Genomic DNA, 14,086 nt, shown 5'->3' with positions numbered 1-14,086 from the left:
CCGGCCCCGCCAAAGCGGGCGGCAGCGAGCGACCGGAACGACCTGCGGTATGGGGCGATGCTCAGCCGACTGTGGCCCGCCGTTCCATCCTGACCCGGAAGCCGCTGTCGCCGGTCTGCACGAACCCCAGCCGCCGGTAGAGCCGCCGCGCGGGATTGCTCTTCTCGACGTCCAGGCCGACCGATTTGCCCTGCCGCGCGGCATCAGCGAGGATCGCGCGAAGCAAGCCGGTGCCGATGCCCTTGCCGGTTTCATCCGGCAACAACAGGATATCGACGATGTGCCGTTCGCTGGCGCGCTCCTGCAGACAGATCCGGCCGATCGGATCGCCGCGACGTTCGATGACGTGGAACTGGCAGCCTTCCAGTGCATGGCGATAATGGTGGCGTTGCGCCGTGAACTGGTGCGCCAGGAAAAGCTGCTTCCGGGCGGCATCCCAGTCGAGCAGCGCCAGTTCCTGCGCGCGCGTGGTGGCGAACAGCGCCATCAGGAACGGCGTATCGTCGTCCCGCTCGGCGCGCAGCGCGATGCCCTGCCGCAGCAACACCGTCGGCAGGCGTAACGCCGATGGTATCGTCGGGACTGCCATGATTCCCCCTGACGTCAGTTGCGTCCCGGATAAGAGCCTTCGACGCAGATGCACACGTTCAGCACGAGAAGCGGCTGGCGATTCTCATGCGGCTGACCGCCGCCTGTCGCGGCAATGGCCGATGGCGAAAAAGCGACCACCGGACTGGCGCCTGCCGGGGCGTAAATCTGGCCGGGGCTCGACGGTCCGAACATTGCCTGGCCATTCGGTACGTTGGTGATCTGCCGGGTATCGGGCGGCGACGATTGCATGCCGCCGAACAATTGGTGGGTGTGTGCCGGCAGTTGTTCAACTGTCAGCTGCACCTCGTTCGAACCCACGGCCTCTCCGAGGCTGTAGGGAGTGAGCCCCGGGCCCGCGCCGCGGCCGCTATGCAGCGGGGTGCGGTTGCCGGTGAAATCGGGCAGGTTGAACGTCGTCCGCCCGTCCCCGCCATAGCTCGTACCCAGGAGACTAAACAGTGCGGTGTATTGCCTGATCTGTAGCGTAGCGCCGTTGCACAACAGCCATCCGCGCGGCACGTAATTGAATCCGAATGCCCGGATTTCACCGATAAATGCACTACTCATAACGATGAACTCCGCAGATCAATTGCGCGACGGGAAGATGCCTTGCAGGGCGATGATGAAGTTTACCGCAAGCGAAGGCATGCGGTTTTCGTGCGCCGTGCCGCCGCCGCGGGCACCAACGGTCGCGGGGGCCATGGCCACCGGGTTGATTGTCGCGGTTGAGCCCGCGAACGGTGCCACGTACAGGCCAGCCGTGACCCCGGGGAGGCTTTGAGGCGAGGCGGGGAGCGCGGAATTGGTCGGCGCGGGCAGCGAGCCCGGATTGCGCGACACCGACATCGTGTGGTTATGCGCCGGGAGATTGGCCTGTGACAGCGCCACCTGTTCCGTGCCACCGGTCTCTGACTGAAGCCGCAGGCTCAGGCCCGGTCCGCGACCGAAGCCCATTGGAATACGACCGCGAAGATCGGGCAGGTTGAACGTCGTCTGCCCATCGCCCCCATAGGTCGTGCCGATAAGAGCGAACAGCGCGTCGTTCCCTGCGATCGAAAGAGTCTGGCCGTCGCAGAACGCCCAGCCCACAGGAGGAAAGTTGCCCGCGAACATCCGAATTTCCGCGATGATGGGTGTTGACACGATATTCTCCTGAACGATCGCTTGGCGGGATCAATTTCGTGACGGAAAGATGCCTTGAAGGGCGATGCAGTAGTTGAGCACGAGATACGGCTGCATGTTGCTGTGCGGCAGGTTGCTACCTGTCGACGCCAGCGATTGCGACGACAGCGTCACGAGATTGCCATCGGCCGCAGGTGCGTAAAAATCGCGTTCTGCCGACGAGTCCGCAGCATGCATGCGCCCAACTGGCGGCTTTAGCGTCGCGGCGGCGGATGTGCCGGCAAAATTGTGCTGATGCGATGGCATCTGAGCCTGTGTCACAGTTACGGTTTCGGTGCCAAGCATAGCACCCTGCTGCGACCCACCTGACGATGGACTTCGGGGGCCGACGAGAACGCGACCGCGCAAATCGGGAAGTGCGAATGTGTTCTGGCCATCGCCACCATATTGTGTGCCGAGCAGCGCGAATAGGGCCTGGTTGGTTCGGATCGCCAACAACTGACCCGCGCAGAGCGCCCAGCCCTTCGGCGCGAAGTCCAGTGCGAACAGCTTAATCTCGCCGATATACGGATTCATGGACAACCCCGTTCATGTCATCCGCCTAGAGAGAGGGTGGGACGATCACGCAGCACACCCGGCGGAATTCTGGTCCTCAGTGAGCTGTTTCCAGCGCCTGCACAATAGTCGCATTTTTACAATTACCTCAAGAGGCTGCGATGCATTGTGGCCATCAATATCAGCTATTGCCGCGCTCGAACCAATGGATAAATCGCGCGGCGATGATCGCCCGGGTGGCGATGTGCAGCCGTGCGTGATCCCGCAGCCGCGACTCGTTGGAATCGGCGATTACCGCCGCCAACCGGTCCATATCGACATATCTCGATAGCCGCCCATCGCGGTCCAGCGCGCGTAGTTCGGCCAGAGCGGCAGGCGCGCTGTCCATCATCGCCCGGAACATGTCCGGCTCGAACGAATCATTGCCCGGGCCGCTGGCCAGCAATCGCGGTGGCAGGATATCGCTGAGCGCATGGCGGGCGAGCCAGCGTTCCAGGCCGTCCTTCAGATACAATCGCTCGGGGATGGCAAGCGCGAGTTCCACCACGCGCTGGTCGTGGAACGGACGCGTGAAATCCAGTCCGTGCCGTGCCGCCAGCGTGGCGCCGGCTGGTTGCTGGAGCGAGACCTTGCGGAGCAGGTGTATCCAGCGTTCTCTGCCGCGATTGTGCGATGGGCGCCGGTGGCGCAGCCGGGCGGGGTCGATCACCCCGCGTTCGATCTGACGGCGGATGAAGTCCGGGTTCGCGCCGCGCGTCTGCCAGATCGGTACGCCGCGACGCTGAATGAAAGCGAGCGTCGTCCAGAACTTCAGCGGCACGAATGCCGGTAGCACGTTCTGCAGGAGAACGCGCCGCCATGAGACGCCGGTGGCGCGCATCCGTGCCCGATATTCGCGCAGGAACGTGATCGGCTTGCCGCGCAACAGGATCCGCCCGAGCAGATCCCCGGGGCGGACGTTGAGCGTGTAATCGCCGCCATAGCCGTCCATCGCCAGTCGTGCGCCGGAGCGGGCAGCCAGCGTATACAGGCCGTTATACACGTACGGAGTGCCACTCCCGATATCGGTGGCGGCAAAATGGGCTTCGAGATCGGTGAAAGTTGTTTCCGTGGTGCGGACGAATTCCTGCACTTCGATCCACGGATAATGGCGAAACGCGGCGACGGCGGCGCGCGCATCGCGCACCGCGCGTTTCTCGCCCTCAGCGAGCAGCGACGTGACGGCGAGTAAACGACGGCCTTGTGCTGCGATGATCGGGCCGGCCAGTGCTGCGATCCCGCCGCTGTCGAATCCGCCGCTCAGCAACAGCGCGGGGTGACGGATCAGGCGCCGCACGCGGCACGCCACCGCTTCTTCCAGAACTCGTCGATACGCCGCGACATAATACGCATCATCATGGCCGAGATGCACAGGGTCGGCGCGCGGCTGCCAATAGGATCGGGCGCGCGCAGCACCGTCAGCCGCGATATGGAGAATTGTCGCGCCAGGGAGCGCGACGATCCCGTCGAACGCGGTTTCGCCGGGCACGGCATCGACGACGATCATCAATTGCCGCGCGATCGCCGCCTCGGACAAGGTCCGCGGCACGCCGGGGAAAGCCCACAACGCCTTGGCTTCGCTGGCAAAGGCGATGAACTCTTCGTTCTGATGATAATAGAGACCGCGTTGCCCCATCGCGTCACGCGCCAGCAGCAGCGATCGATCCGCGGCATTCCACAGGGCGAAGGCGAAATCGCCGATCAGGTGATCGACGCACGCCTCGCCCCAGTGTCTCCATGCGGCAAGGATCACGGCACTGTCGGCCATGTCGCCAAGCGCATCGGGCGCGATGCCGATCGCGGCCGCAACCGCTGCGCGATTGTCGATCCGCGCATCCGCGACGAGCATCACCCCGGAATCGTGGATCGGCTGGGCTTCGTGCCAATCTTCGATATTGACGCGCAGCAGGCAGTGGCCGAACCCCGCACGCGCAGTGATGGCTGTTTTGCGGCCATCGGGGCCGCGATGGGCCAGCGTGTTGCCCATGCGGGCGAGGTCGGCGGTCGCGACCGCCGCGCCATCGAACTGCACGATACCGAAGATCGCGCTCACCGGACGGCGATGTCGCCGCGCCGCAGCCGCTCCAGCCCGGCGTAGGAATCGGCGACGATCTCCGCCGCAGCGCGAATGACAGGCGTGGCTTCGCGTTGCTTTTGCGCCGTGTCGGCCACGAATGTATCCCCCGGCGCCTTCGAATTGCGCGCTGCGGCGGCCCGCATCGCCGCAAGTCCGGCCGCGCTGGGGGCAATGCCGAAATGCGGCAGGATCTGCGTTTCGATCGCCTGCGGCAGAGCATCGTAATTGATCAGCAGGCCACCGCCGAGCGCGAAATGGTCGAGCGCGGCCGTGCCGATCTGGGCGAGCACCGTTGCCGTATAGTCGGTCGGATGCAACCGGTCTTCGTCGGGAATATCATAGACGCCCGGCATGGTGCCGGGGACCGCCTGAAGGCCCGGCATGCGCGCGTGCGACACCAGCACCTCGATCGGATCGCGGTACAGATACACCCAGGGCGTTTCGGGAAAAGCCCGGCGCAGCAACGGCAAGGCGATCGTATGCCAGCTGTCCAGCTTGATCACAAAATCGCCCGACTCCCCGTAGCGCTCGCGACCGAACGCTGCCACGAAGGCGCGCAGGATTTCCGCCCGCTGTTCTATCGGCATGTCGGGCCGGGCCTGGAGAAGCTGGATGATCTGGTCGAGCGGCGGGGCTTCCGAGACGACGATGTTGGCTGGATCGGCAGCGAGCATCTGCGCCACCAGCGTCGAGCCACAGCGCGACATGTGGAATACGAACCCGCTTGGCACGCGGCGGCCATCGGCGGGTGCCAGTGGCGCAAGCTGGGCGAGCGGCGTGCGTGGCCGGATCAGCTGGTTGAGCGGACGATGCCGGCTCTGCTGGATCGTTTCCTGGTAGAAGGGAGCAGTCAGTCGACCGTCGACATTGATCCAGTCGATGGTCAGCTCGGTCGCACTCGAAGACAAAGCGACGGGCAGATACCGGAGTCCAGGCCAGGCCAGTCCCGTGGCGGCGCGCGGCATGAAGCGATCTATCCCGGCCGGATCGACGGCCAGCGCGGCGCGCAGCGTGTTGGCGTCCATCGCGATATCATGCGTCGCGGCGAACTCCAGCACTGCCGGAACAAAGGCTGCCGGGTCGTACAGGGTGATCAGGCGCTGCTGCAGACCATCATCGGCGAGGATCGCGGCGCGCAGATGATCGAGCGACATTGCGGTATCGGACACGGGCTTCGTCTTTCCAACCGCCCGCGCGGTCGTTAGGCTGGCTAGACCAGGCAATCGCGCCCGGGCGAGGACCGCTATCATGCTCGCCACTGCTCGCCAATCGGCGATCCGCTATCGTGACCGCGCGCGGTTGCCGATCGACTTCGATGCGGGCCGGTTGCAGGCGGAGGTCGCGGAAGCCACCGGCAGCGGGTGGATCGACCATTTCGTCCGGCAGAACTTCGACGGCGAGTGGAGCGTGATCCCGTTGCGCATCGGCGCCGGCAACTGGACCAAACATCCCGTGCTACAGATCTTTCCCGCGCCGGGCGTGCGCGAATATGAGGATGGCCCGCTGCTGGCGCGGATGCCGTATCTGCGCGAGGCGATCGCGGCGATCCCGTGCGATATCCAGACGGTGCGGCTGATGAAGCTCGCCGCGGGCTCGATCATCAAGCCGCACACGGACGACGATCTGGGGATCGAACATGGCTTTGCGCGGCTGCACGTGCCCGTGATCACCAATGACGAGGTCGATTTTCGGCTGAACGGGGAGCGCGTGGTGATGGACGCGGGCAGCGTGTGGTATCTGCGGCTGTCGGATACGCACAGCGTCGCCAATCGCAGCGCCACCGATCGCATCCATCTGGTGATCGACTGCGTCGCCAACGATTGGCTGCGGAGCGCGGCGGCAGCGTGAGACTTGGCAAGCGTGGGGCGAACGCGCACAAGGCTCCCCAAACGGACGAATCATGACAGTTTGGGGCGGCATGTCTGCAAGATTGAGGATGTTGGCGATGCCGGCCGTGCTGCTCGCCACGATGCGATCAGGGACGGCGATGGCACAGGATTCGCTTGCCGATCCGGCCGGGTCTGGGGTTCTGGTCTCCGCCGTCGGGTGGCTCCAGGGGACGCTGCTCGGCACGATCGCGACGGTGGTGGCGGTGATCGCGGTGGCCAGCGTGGGCTTCATGATGCTGACCGGGCGGATCAACTGGCGCTACGGCGTGACCGTCATCATCGGGTGTTTCATCGTGTTCGGCGCGGCCAGCATTGTGGCCGGCATCCAGTCCACTGCCGGGCTGGGTAACTGACCGAGTGAGCGCACTCGACCGCGATCCGCTGTTCGTCGCGCTGACGCGTCCGCAAATGTTCGCGGGGGTGACGTACAGCTATTTCGTGGTCAACGCCGTGCTGGCGACCGAACTGTTCCTGATCTTCCATTCGCTCTGGGTGCTGGCCGTGGCGATCATCGTGCACGTCGCGGGCGTGCTCGCCTGCCTGCGCGAGCCACGCATCTTCGATCTGTGGCTGACGCGGGTGTCGAAGACCCCGCGCGTCCGCAACCATGCGATCTGGCGATGCAACTCCTACCGGCCCTGAGCGCCGACCCCAGGGCGGTCGAGCGGGAGAAGGCGGCGGGGCATCATCTGCCCTATGCACGGCATGTCGACGACTACACGATCGAGACGCGCGACGGCATGCTGCTGCAGGTCATCGCGCTGCGCGGATTGCTGTTCGAAACCGCCGATACGGACGAGCTCAACTATCGCAAGGGCCTGCGCGACGCGATGCTGCAGGCGATCGGCTCGTCTCGCTTCGCGCTCTATCATCACGTGGTGCGGAGGCGGGTGGATGACGCGCTGGAAGCGCATTTTCCCGATAGCTTTTCGCAGCAGCTGGACGCGGCGTGGCGGGCGCGGCTGGCAGGTAAGCAATTGTACGTCAACGATCTGTACCTGACGGTGATCCGCCGCCCGCTGCAGGGGCGCGTGGGCATGGCGGACCGGGTACGTGGCCTGTTCGGGCGGGCCGGCGAGACGCGGGCGGCAAACGCGGCGTACGAGCTGCGCGCGCTCGATCAGGCGCGCGATGCCGTTTTGGCGCAGCTGGGGAATTATGCGCCGCGGCTGCTCGGCGTGTACGAGACGGCGCAAGGGGTATGTTCGGAGCCGCTCGAGTTCCTCTCCTCGCTCTACCATGGCGAAGTGCGCCCCGCGCTGCTGCCGCTGCAGGATATCGGCGCGTATCTGCCGTATCGGCGGGTTAGCTTCGGCCAGGAAACGGTCGAGCTTGGCCCGCACGGCATCACGCCGCGCGGTTTCATGGGTATCGTCTCGATCAAGGATTATCCCGGCCAGACCGCGCCTGGCATGTTCGACGAACTGCTGCGGCTGCCGTTCGAGCTGCAGGTCTCGCAATCGTTCGGCTTCGTCGATCGCGCGGCGGCGCTCAGCCGGATGAACCTGGCGGTCCGACGGATGCGATCGACCGAGGACGAGGCGCTTAGCCTGCGCGCGGAGCTGGCGACCGCCAAGGACGAGGTAGCGGCAGGGCGGGCCGGCTATGGTGAGCATCACATGACCGTGGCGGTGCGCGGTGCCACGCCGGGAGAGGTCGATGACGGTGTCGCTGAGGTGACTGCGGCACTTGCCGAGCTCGGGATCATCGCGGTGCGCGAGGATCTTGCGCTGGAGCCGGCCTTCTGGGCGCAGTTCCCGGGGAACTTCAAATATATTGCCCGGCGCGGCATGATCTCGACCGGTAATTTTGCCGGACTGGCCAGCAGCCACAATTTCCCCATCGGGCGTGCCGAGGGGAATCATTGGGGCGCGGCGGTGACGCTGCTCGAGACGACCGCGGCGGGCCCCTATTACTTCAATTTCCATCACGGCGATCTGGGCAATTTCACCGTTATCGGGCCATCGGGATCGGGCAAGACGGTGGTGCTCAATTTCCTGCTGGCCCAGGCCCGCAAGTTCGGGCCGCGAATCATCTTCTTCGACAAGGATCGCGGTGCGGAATTGTTCATCCGCGCGATCGGCGGCCGCTATGACGTGCTCCGGCCGGGCGCGGCATCGGGGCTGAACCCGTTGCAGATCGAGGACACTGCCGCAAACCGGCAATTCCTGATCGACTGGCTGGGGCAATTGGTGGGTGGGGCGGATGTCGACGATCTGGCGCGGATCAAGGATGCGGTCGACGCCAATTTCGACCAGCCGGTGGGGCATCGCCGCCTGCGCCATCTGGCCGAACTGTTCCGCGGTGGGCATCGGCCGCATGCGGCAGACCTGTGGGCGCGGTTGCGGCCGTGGTGGGGCGATGGCGAGCGCGCCTGGCTGTTCGACAATGACAGCGACCTGACCGATCTGGCGGCGGACGCGGTGGGGTTCGACATGACCGCGATCCTCGACGATCCGGCCGTGCGCACGCCGGCGATGATGTACCTGTTCCACCGCGTCGAGGAGCGGCTGGACGGCACGGCGGCGATCGTCGTGGTCGACGAGGGCTGGAAGGCGCTGGACGACGCGGTGTTCGTACGCCGCATCAAGGATTGGGAAAAGACCATCCGCAAGCGCAACGGCATTGTCGGTTTCGCCACGCAGAGCGCGCAGGATGCGCTGGAATCCAAGATCGCTTCTGCGATCATCGAGCAGGCCGCGACGCAGATCTTCATGACCAACCCCAAGGCGCGCGCCGCCGATTATATCGATGGTTTCGGGCTGACGCCGCACGAATACGAACTGGTGCGAACGCTGCCCGACGATGCGCATTGCTTCCTGATCAAGCACGGCGCGGATTCGGTTGTCGCGCGGCTCAACCTGTCGGGCGAGCATGATATCCTGACGATCCTGTCGGGACGCGAGCGCACCGTGCGGCTGCTCGACGAAATTCGCCAGGAAACCGGCGATGATCCCGCGGCCTGGCTGCCGATATTGCTGGAGCGCGCGTGATGTGCCCGTCGATCGCGCCCGGCGGCGACTTCCTGAGCGGCGTCCTGGCCTATGTCGATTGCCAGGCGCAGGCGATCGGCGAGGGCGGGTACCGCGCCCTCGCCACGCCGGGCTCGGGCGTCGGGCTGGTGCTGACCGCGATGCTGACGATTTTTGTCGCCATGTTCGGGTATCGCATGCTGCTGGGGCAGGTGCCCGAGCTGCGCGACGGGGTCATCGCGGTGGTCAAGCTGGGCGTCGTGCTGGTGCTGGCGACGAGCTGGCCGGCGTTTCGCACGCTCGCATACGACGTGACGATGCACGGCCCCGCCGAACTGGCGTCGAGCATCGGCGGGCCGGCGGGGTTGCCGGGCGCTGGCGGTGGGCTGGTCGCGCGGTTGCAGCGGATCGACAATGGCCTGATCGAGCTGGTCGAGCTCGGCACGGGCAAGCCGGACAATAGCGATCAGATCGCCGGGCCGACCGCGGTGCCGCTGACCGCACAGCAACAGGCCGAACAGATCCGCGATCTGCAACGCGCCGCGCAGCGCCCGCGCTGGAACCCGGAACGCGACGCCAGCCTGATTGCCTATGGTCGCGCGCTGTACCTGACCGGGGCCATCGCGGCGTTTGCCAGCGTGCGCATCCTGGCCGGGCTGCTGCTCGCGCTCGGGCCGTTGTTCGCGCTGTTCCTGCTCTTCGACGCGACGCGCGGCCTGTTCGAAGGCTGGGTGCGCGGTCTGACCGGGGCGGCACTGGGCGCACTGGCGACGAGCATCGTTCTGGGGGTCGAGCTGGCGCTGATGGAACCGTGGCTGGCGCAGATCCTCGATCAGCGCCGCAACGACCTGTCGACGCCGAGCGTGCCAGTGGAATTGCTCGTCGTCGGACTGGTCTTTGCCACGACCCTCATCGCGTTGCTGATCGGCGTGGCGCGTGTGGCGCAGGGGTTTCGCATTCCCGATGCGCTGCGCGTCGCCTCGGCACGTCTGCTGGACGCGACGCGCGCGGCGCACGCAAGCACCGCCCGCACCCTGGCCGAACCGGCCGTGCCGGCAGCGGAGCGGAGCCGCGCGTACCGCATTGCCGATGCGGTGGCGGCGAACCAGCGGCGCGAGGCGGCGGCGCCGGTGGATGGATATCGCATCGGAGGGCGCAGCGCGGACATCGGGGCGGCGATGGCGCGCGACGCGACGCGCGGTGCGGCGTCCGACACGATGATCGCCACACCGATCGGGCAACGCTATCGCCGTCGGACCGGTAGCCGCGTATCGGCAGGCGCAGTGCGGCGGGACGGGGCGAGATGAAGAAGCAGCAGAGAGAGGCGCTGGACGCCTATTACCGTGAAGGCGACAGCTGGTCCACGGACCGTAACACGCTGCTCGAAAAATCCCGTCGTACGGCGTGGATCGTGGCGGCCGCCGCGGTGGCGGTGGCAGTGCTGGAGGGGGGCGCGCTGATCGTGCTGATGCCGCTCAAGACGGTGGTGCCCTATACGCTGATGGTGGATCGCAACACCGGCTATGTCGAGGCGCTGAAGCCGCTCGACGGCGACAAGGTCGCGCCGGACAAGGCGCTGACGCAATCGTTCCTGGTGCAATATGTCATCGCGCGGGAAAGCTTCGATGCCGATGCGCTGCAGGCGAATTATCGCAAGGCCACGATCTGGTCGGCGGATCAGGCGCGACGCGATTATATCGCGGCCGTGCAGGCATCGAACCCGGCCAGTCCGCTGGCACGCCTGCCGCGCACGACGGTGATCGAAACGCGCGTGAAGAGCGTCTCGCCGTTGGGCGGCAACAGCGTGCTGGTACGCTTCGAGACGCAGCGCCGCGATGCCGGCGGGCAGGTACTGCCGTGGCAGCCTTGGGTGTCGGTGATCCGCTATCGTTTTTCGGGTGAACCGATGCAGCGCGAGGATCGCTTCGTAAACCCGCTTGGTTTCCAGGTGCTGAAATATCGCCGCGATGCGGAGGCGCTGCCCGTGGCGGAGCCGACGCCCGTGCCCGTCGTGCCAGTCGTGGCGGGGAACGCGTTGTGATCGCCCTGCCGCGAACAATGATCGCGGTCGGGCTGCTCTGCGCCAGCATGGCGCAGGCGCAGCTCCGCCCAGCGCCCGGTCCGGGCGATCCGCGTATCCAGAGCGTACCGTACGACGCCGAACAGGTCGTGCAGTTGCAGGTCGTCAGCGGGTATCAGCTGACGATCGAATTTTCCCCCGGCGAACGGATCGAGACGGTCGCGGTGGGGGACAGCAATGCCTGGTCGGTAACGCCGAACAAGCGCGGCGATCATCTGTTCGTCAAAGCGCTGGCCAACGGGGTCACGACCAACCTGAGCGTCGTCACGGACGCGCGCACCTACACCTTCGATCTGCTGCCGGCATACGGACCGCAGCCCGATATGCCCTATACGGTGCGCTTCACCTATCCGGGGCCGGCGGTCGCTGTGGTCGCTAGCGACGCGCCGGCGATCGTCGGGCGGTACAAGCTGGGTGGGACGCATGCCTTGCGCCCCGTGGCGATCAGCGACGACGGCGCCAAGACGTTCATCGAGTTCGCGCCCGAGCGCGCCATGCCGGCGGTGTTCGCGATCGACGCGACGGGCAAGGAAGTGCTGGTCGAGGGCGCGACGCGCGACGGGCAATATGTGATCGATTCGGTGAAGGCGAAGCTGGTGTTCCGCATCGACAGGAACCGTGCGAGCGCGACGCGCGTGCGGGACTGATGGCGGCCGAGCACCCTTCCGGGCGCGATCCGCGCGCGATGGCGCCGACGGGGGACGTCCGGCCGATGGTCGCGGCGCCACCGCGCCGGACACCGCTGTGGATGATCGTCGGCGGGTTCGTTGCGGCGGGTCTGCTGCTGTTCGTGCTGCTCGATTCACGGCGACGTGCGCTAACCGCACCGGCCACGCAGGCGCGCGGCGTGGATCCCGACGGCCGCGCCGCGCCGCCCGCCGCGACGTTGTTCGTGCCGCCGGTCGCCGCGTCGGCGCCCGCGCGGGTGATCGTCGCTCCGACAGCGCTGCCGACGCCCGCCCCACGCTTCGTGCCGCCCGTCTTCTATCCGCCGCCGCGTGCCGCGCGCAGCTACGAACCACCACCGATTCAAATGCCGCCGGCGACTGAGCCGGTACAGCCGCCCGCCACGCCGGCGCGCGGCGGCACGGTAACCGCGATCGTCTTCGACTCGACGACGGCCGATGCGGTGGCAGCGACGGGCGGGACCGGGGTGATGGCCTCCGTGCTCGGCGACCGCGCGCGGGCAAGCATCCTGCGCAACGGATCGACTACCGTGCCGCAGGGGACGCTGATCCCGGCCGTGCTGGAAACCGCGCTGGATTCGACACGGCCCGGGCTGGCGCGGGCGCTTGTGCAACGCGATGTCGTCGGGTTCGACGGAACAAAGGTGCTGATCCAGCGCGGCAGCCGGCTGATCGGCGAATATCGCGCCGACCTCCAACCCGGGCAGAACCGCGCGAGCGTGCTGTGGACGCGGCTGGTGCGGCCGGACGGGGTGACGATCGCGCTGGGCTCGCAGGCGGCGGACACGCTGGGGCGTGGCGGTATCAAGGGGAGCGTCAACAGCCATTTCCTGGCACGCTTCGGTGCCGCGATCCTGCAATCGACGCTCGACGTGGGCGTCGCGCTGGCCAGTCGCGCGGGCAACAATAACGGCGTCATCATCGGATCTCCGCTGGGCGGATTCGGCGGCGGCGGCCTGATCGGCAACAACAATCAGGTGCGGCCGACGCTGACCGTGAAACAGGGTACCGCGCTGATGGTGTTCGTAGCGCGTGACCTGGACTTTTCGGGCGTCGAGGGGCGCCGTTGAGCGCCGGACCAGGTAGCGCGCCGCCGGGCGTGTACCTGCACGCCTATCTGGCGCCGCTGGCTCCAATGCTGGCGCGGGCGGACGTCACGGATGTCTTCGTCAACCGGCCCGGCGAAGTGTGGGTCGAGACCAGCGCCGGCGCAATCGAGCGTCACGAGGCGCCGGCGCTGGACGACGCGATGCTGGACCGGCTGGCGCGGCAGATCGCCGCTTTGTCGCATCAGGGGATCAGTCGCGAACATCCACTGCTTTCGGCGACACTACCGGATGGCGCGCGGATCCAGATCATCGCACCGCCGGCAACCCGTGGCAGCATGGCGCTGGCGATCCGCAAGCATGTCTCGCCCGACCTGGCCCTGAGCGATTATGTCGCGGCCGGCGCCTTTGCTGAGACGCAGGCGAGCGGGGTCGGCACCTCTTCGGTGGATACGGCGCTGCGGGCGCTGCGCGATGCCGGCGATATAGCCGGCATGCTCGCGCTGGCGGTGCGGGCGCGCAAGAACGTGCTGGTGTCGGGCGGCACCTCAAGTGGCAAGACGACGTTCCTCAATGCGCTGATCCGCGAAATCCCCAGCGAGGAACGGTTGATCTTGATCGAGGATACGCCCGAAGTGCATCTGCGCCATGCCAATGCCGTCGGGCTGCTGGCGGCGCGAGGGCAATTGGGCGAGGCCCGCGTGACGGCGGACGATCTGCTCGCCGCTTCTTTGCGGATGCGGCCCGATCGCATCATCCTGGGCGAACTGCGCGGCGAGGAAGCGTACACCTTCCTGCGCGCGGTCAATACCGGGCATCCCGGATCGATGACGACAGTGCATGCCGACAGCGCGGAACGCGCGATCGAGCAGATTGCGTTGCTCGTGCTGCAAACCGGGACGAGATTGGCGCGCGAAGACGTGCACCATTATGTGCGCGGCACGATCGACGTGTTCGTGCAGCTGTCGAGGAACGCCGGGCGCCGGCACGTGTCGGAAATTGTGCTGCGATAGTAAGAAACGCGCGTTG

15 protein-coding genes are annotated in these 14,086 nt (G+C 66.5%); 9 read left to right on the top strand and 6 right to left on the bottom strand.

Annotated elements, in window-relative coordinates; genetic code table 11:
• Positions 1-61: 61 nt before the first annotated feature.
• The 6 genes from NV401_RS09650 to NV401_RS09625 all read right to left on the bottom strand — a co-directional run bounded on the left by NV401_RS09650 (position 62) and on the right by NV401_RS09625 (position 5,553).
• Entirely contained in the window at positions 62-589 is a 528-nt protein-coding gene (locus NV401_RS09650; RefSeq protein ID WP_261294202.1) for a GNAT family N-acetyltransferase, read from the bottom strand.
• A 14-nt stretch (positions 590-603) separates the two neighbouring features.
• Positions 604-1,158 (bottom strand): phage tail protein, encoded by a 555-nt coding sequence (locus tag NV401_RS09645; protein WP_261294201.1) that lies wholly within the window; start codon positions 1,156-1,158, stop codon positions 604-606.
• An 18-nt stretch (positions 1,159-1,176) separates the two neighbouring features.
• Positions 1,177-1,734 (bottom strand): phage tail protein, encoded by a 558-nt coding sequence (locus NV401_RS09640; protein ID WP_261294200.1) that lies wholly within the window; start codon positions 1,732-1,734, stop codon positions 1,177-1,179.
• Between the two features lie 30 nt (positions 1,735-1,764).
• Positions 1,765-2,289 carry a phage tail protein gene (locus tag NV401_RS09635; protein ID WP_261294199.1) on the bottom strand — a complete coding sequence of 175 codons (525 nt, stop codon included), beginning with the start codon at positions 2,287-2,289 and terminating at the stop codon, positions 1,765-1,767.
• Positions 2,290-2,449: 160 nt separating this feature from the next.
• Positions 2,450-4,360, bottom strand: coding sequence for an asparagine synthase-related protein (locus NV401_RS09630; protein WP_261294198.1), 1,911 nt, complete (start codon positions 4,358-4,360; stop codon positions 2,450-2,452).
• Positions 4,357-5,553 (bottom strand): sulfotransferase, encoded by a 1,197-nt coding sequence (locus NV401_RS09625; RefSeq protein WP_261294197.1) that lies wholly within the window; start codon positions 5,551-5,553, stop codon positions 4,357-4,359. Before NV401_RS09625 ends, NV401_RS09630 begins: the two co-directional genes overlap by 4 nt.
• Before the next feature lie 79 nt (positions 5,554-5,632).
• On the opposite strand from NV401_RS09625, the gene NV401_RS09620 reads away from it, so the two are divergent.
• The 9 genes from NV401_RS09620 (at position 5,633) to virB11 (ending at position 14,070) form a co-directional block, all read left to right on the top strand.
• Positions 5,633-6,232 carry an aspartyl/asparaginyl beta-hydroxylase domain-containing protein gene (locus NV401_RS09620; RefSeq protein ID WP_261294196.1) on the top strand — a complete coding sequence of 200 codons (600 nt, stop codon included), beginning with the start codon at positions 5,633-5,635 and terminating at the stop codon, positions 6,230-6,232.
• An 88-nt stretch (positions 6,233-6,320) separates the two neighbouring features.
• Positions 6,321-6,626, top strand: coding sequence for a TrbC/VirB2 family protein (locus NV401_RS09615; RefSeq protein WP_380816867.1), 306 nt, complete (start codon positions 6,321-6,323; stop codon positions 6,624-6,626).
• A gap of 4 nt (positions 6,627-6,630) precedes the next feature.
• The gene (locus NV401_RS09610) at positions 6,631-6,915 is read left to right on the top strand and encodes a type IV secretion system protein VirB3 (RefSeq protein WP_261294195.1); all 285 of its coding nucleotides are present in this window, start codon (positions 6,631-6,633) and stop codon (positions 6,913-6,915) included.
• A complete protein-coding gene (locus NV401_RS09605) occupies positions 6,894-9,266 on the top strand; it encodes a VirB4 family type IV secretion/conjugal transfer ATPase (RefSeq protein ID WP_261294194.1) in 2,373 nt (790 codons plus the stop codon). The genes NV401_RS09610 and NV401_RS09605 overlap by 22 nt, the downstream gene beginning before the upstream one ends.
• Complete coding sequence (locus NV401_RS09600; RefSeq protein ID WP_261294193.1) at positions 9,266-10,552, top strand: type IV secretion system protein; 1,287 nt, start codon at positions 9,266-9,268, stop codon at positions 10,550-10,552. Before NV401_RS09605 ends, NV401_RS09600 begins: the two co-directional genes overlap by 1 nt.
• Positions 10,549-11,286 carry a virB8 family protein gene (locus tag NV401_RS09595; protein WP_261294192.1) on the top strand — a complete coding sequence of 246 codons (738 nt, stop codon included), beginning with the start codon at positions 10,549-10,551 and terminating at the stop codon, positions 11,284-11,286. The genes NV401_RS09600 and NV401_RS09595 overlap by 4 nt, the downstream gene beginning before the upstream one ends.
• Positions 11,283-11,972 (top strand): TrbG/VirB9 family P-type conjugative transfer protein, encoded by a 690-nt coding sequence (locus tag NV401_RS09590; protein WP_261294191.1) that lies wholly within the window; start codon positions 11,283-11,285, stop codon positions 11,970-11,972. Before NV401_RS09595 ends, NV401_RS09590 begins: the two co-directional genes overlap by 4 nt.
• 38 nt (positions 11,973-12,010) lie before the next feature.
• On the top strand, positions 12,011-13,081 hold the full coding sequence (locus tag NV401_RS09585) for a TrbI/VirB10 family protein (protein WP_261294190.1): 1,071 nt from the start codon (positions 12,011-12,013) through the stop codon (positions 13,079-13,081).
• Entirely contained in the window at positions 13,078-14,070 is a 993-nt protein-coding gene (virB11, locus tag NV401_RS09580) for a P-type DNA transfer ATPase VirB11 (RefSeq protein WP_315369250.1), read from the top strand. The genes NV401_RS09585 and virB11 overlap by 4 nt, the downstream gene beginning before the upstream one ends.
• The last annotated feature ends 16 nt before the right edge of the window (positions 14,071-14,086 follow it).

The organism is Sphingomonas hylomeconis, assembly GCF_025370105.1.
GTDB classification, from domain to species: domain Bacteria; phylum Pseudomonadota; class Alphaproteobacteria; order Sphingomonadales; family Sphingomonadaceae; genus Sphingomonas; species Sphingomonas hylomeconis.
This window is presented reverse-complemented; position numbering and strand designations above follow the sequence as displayed.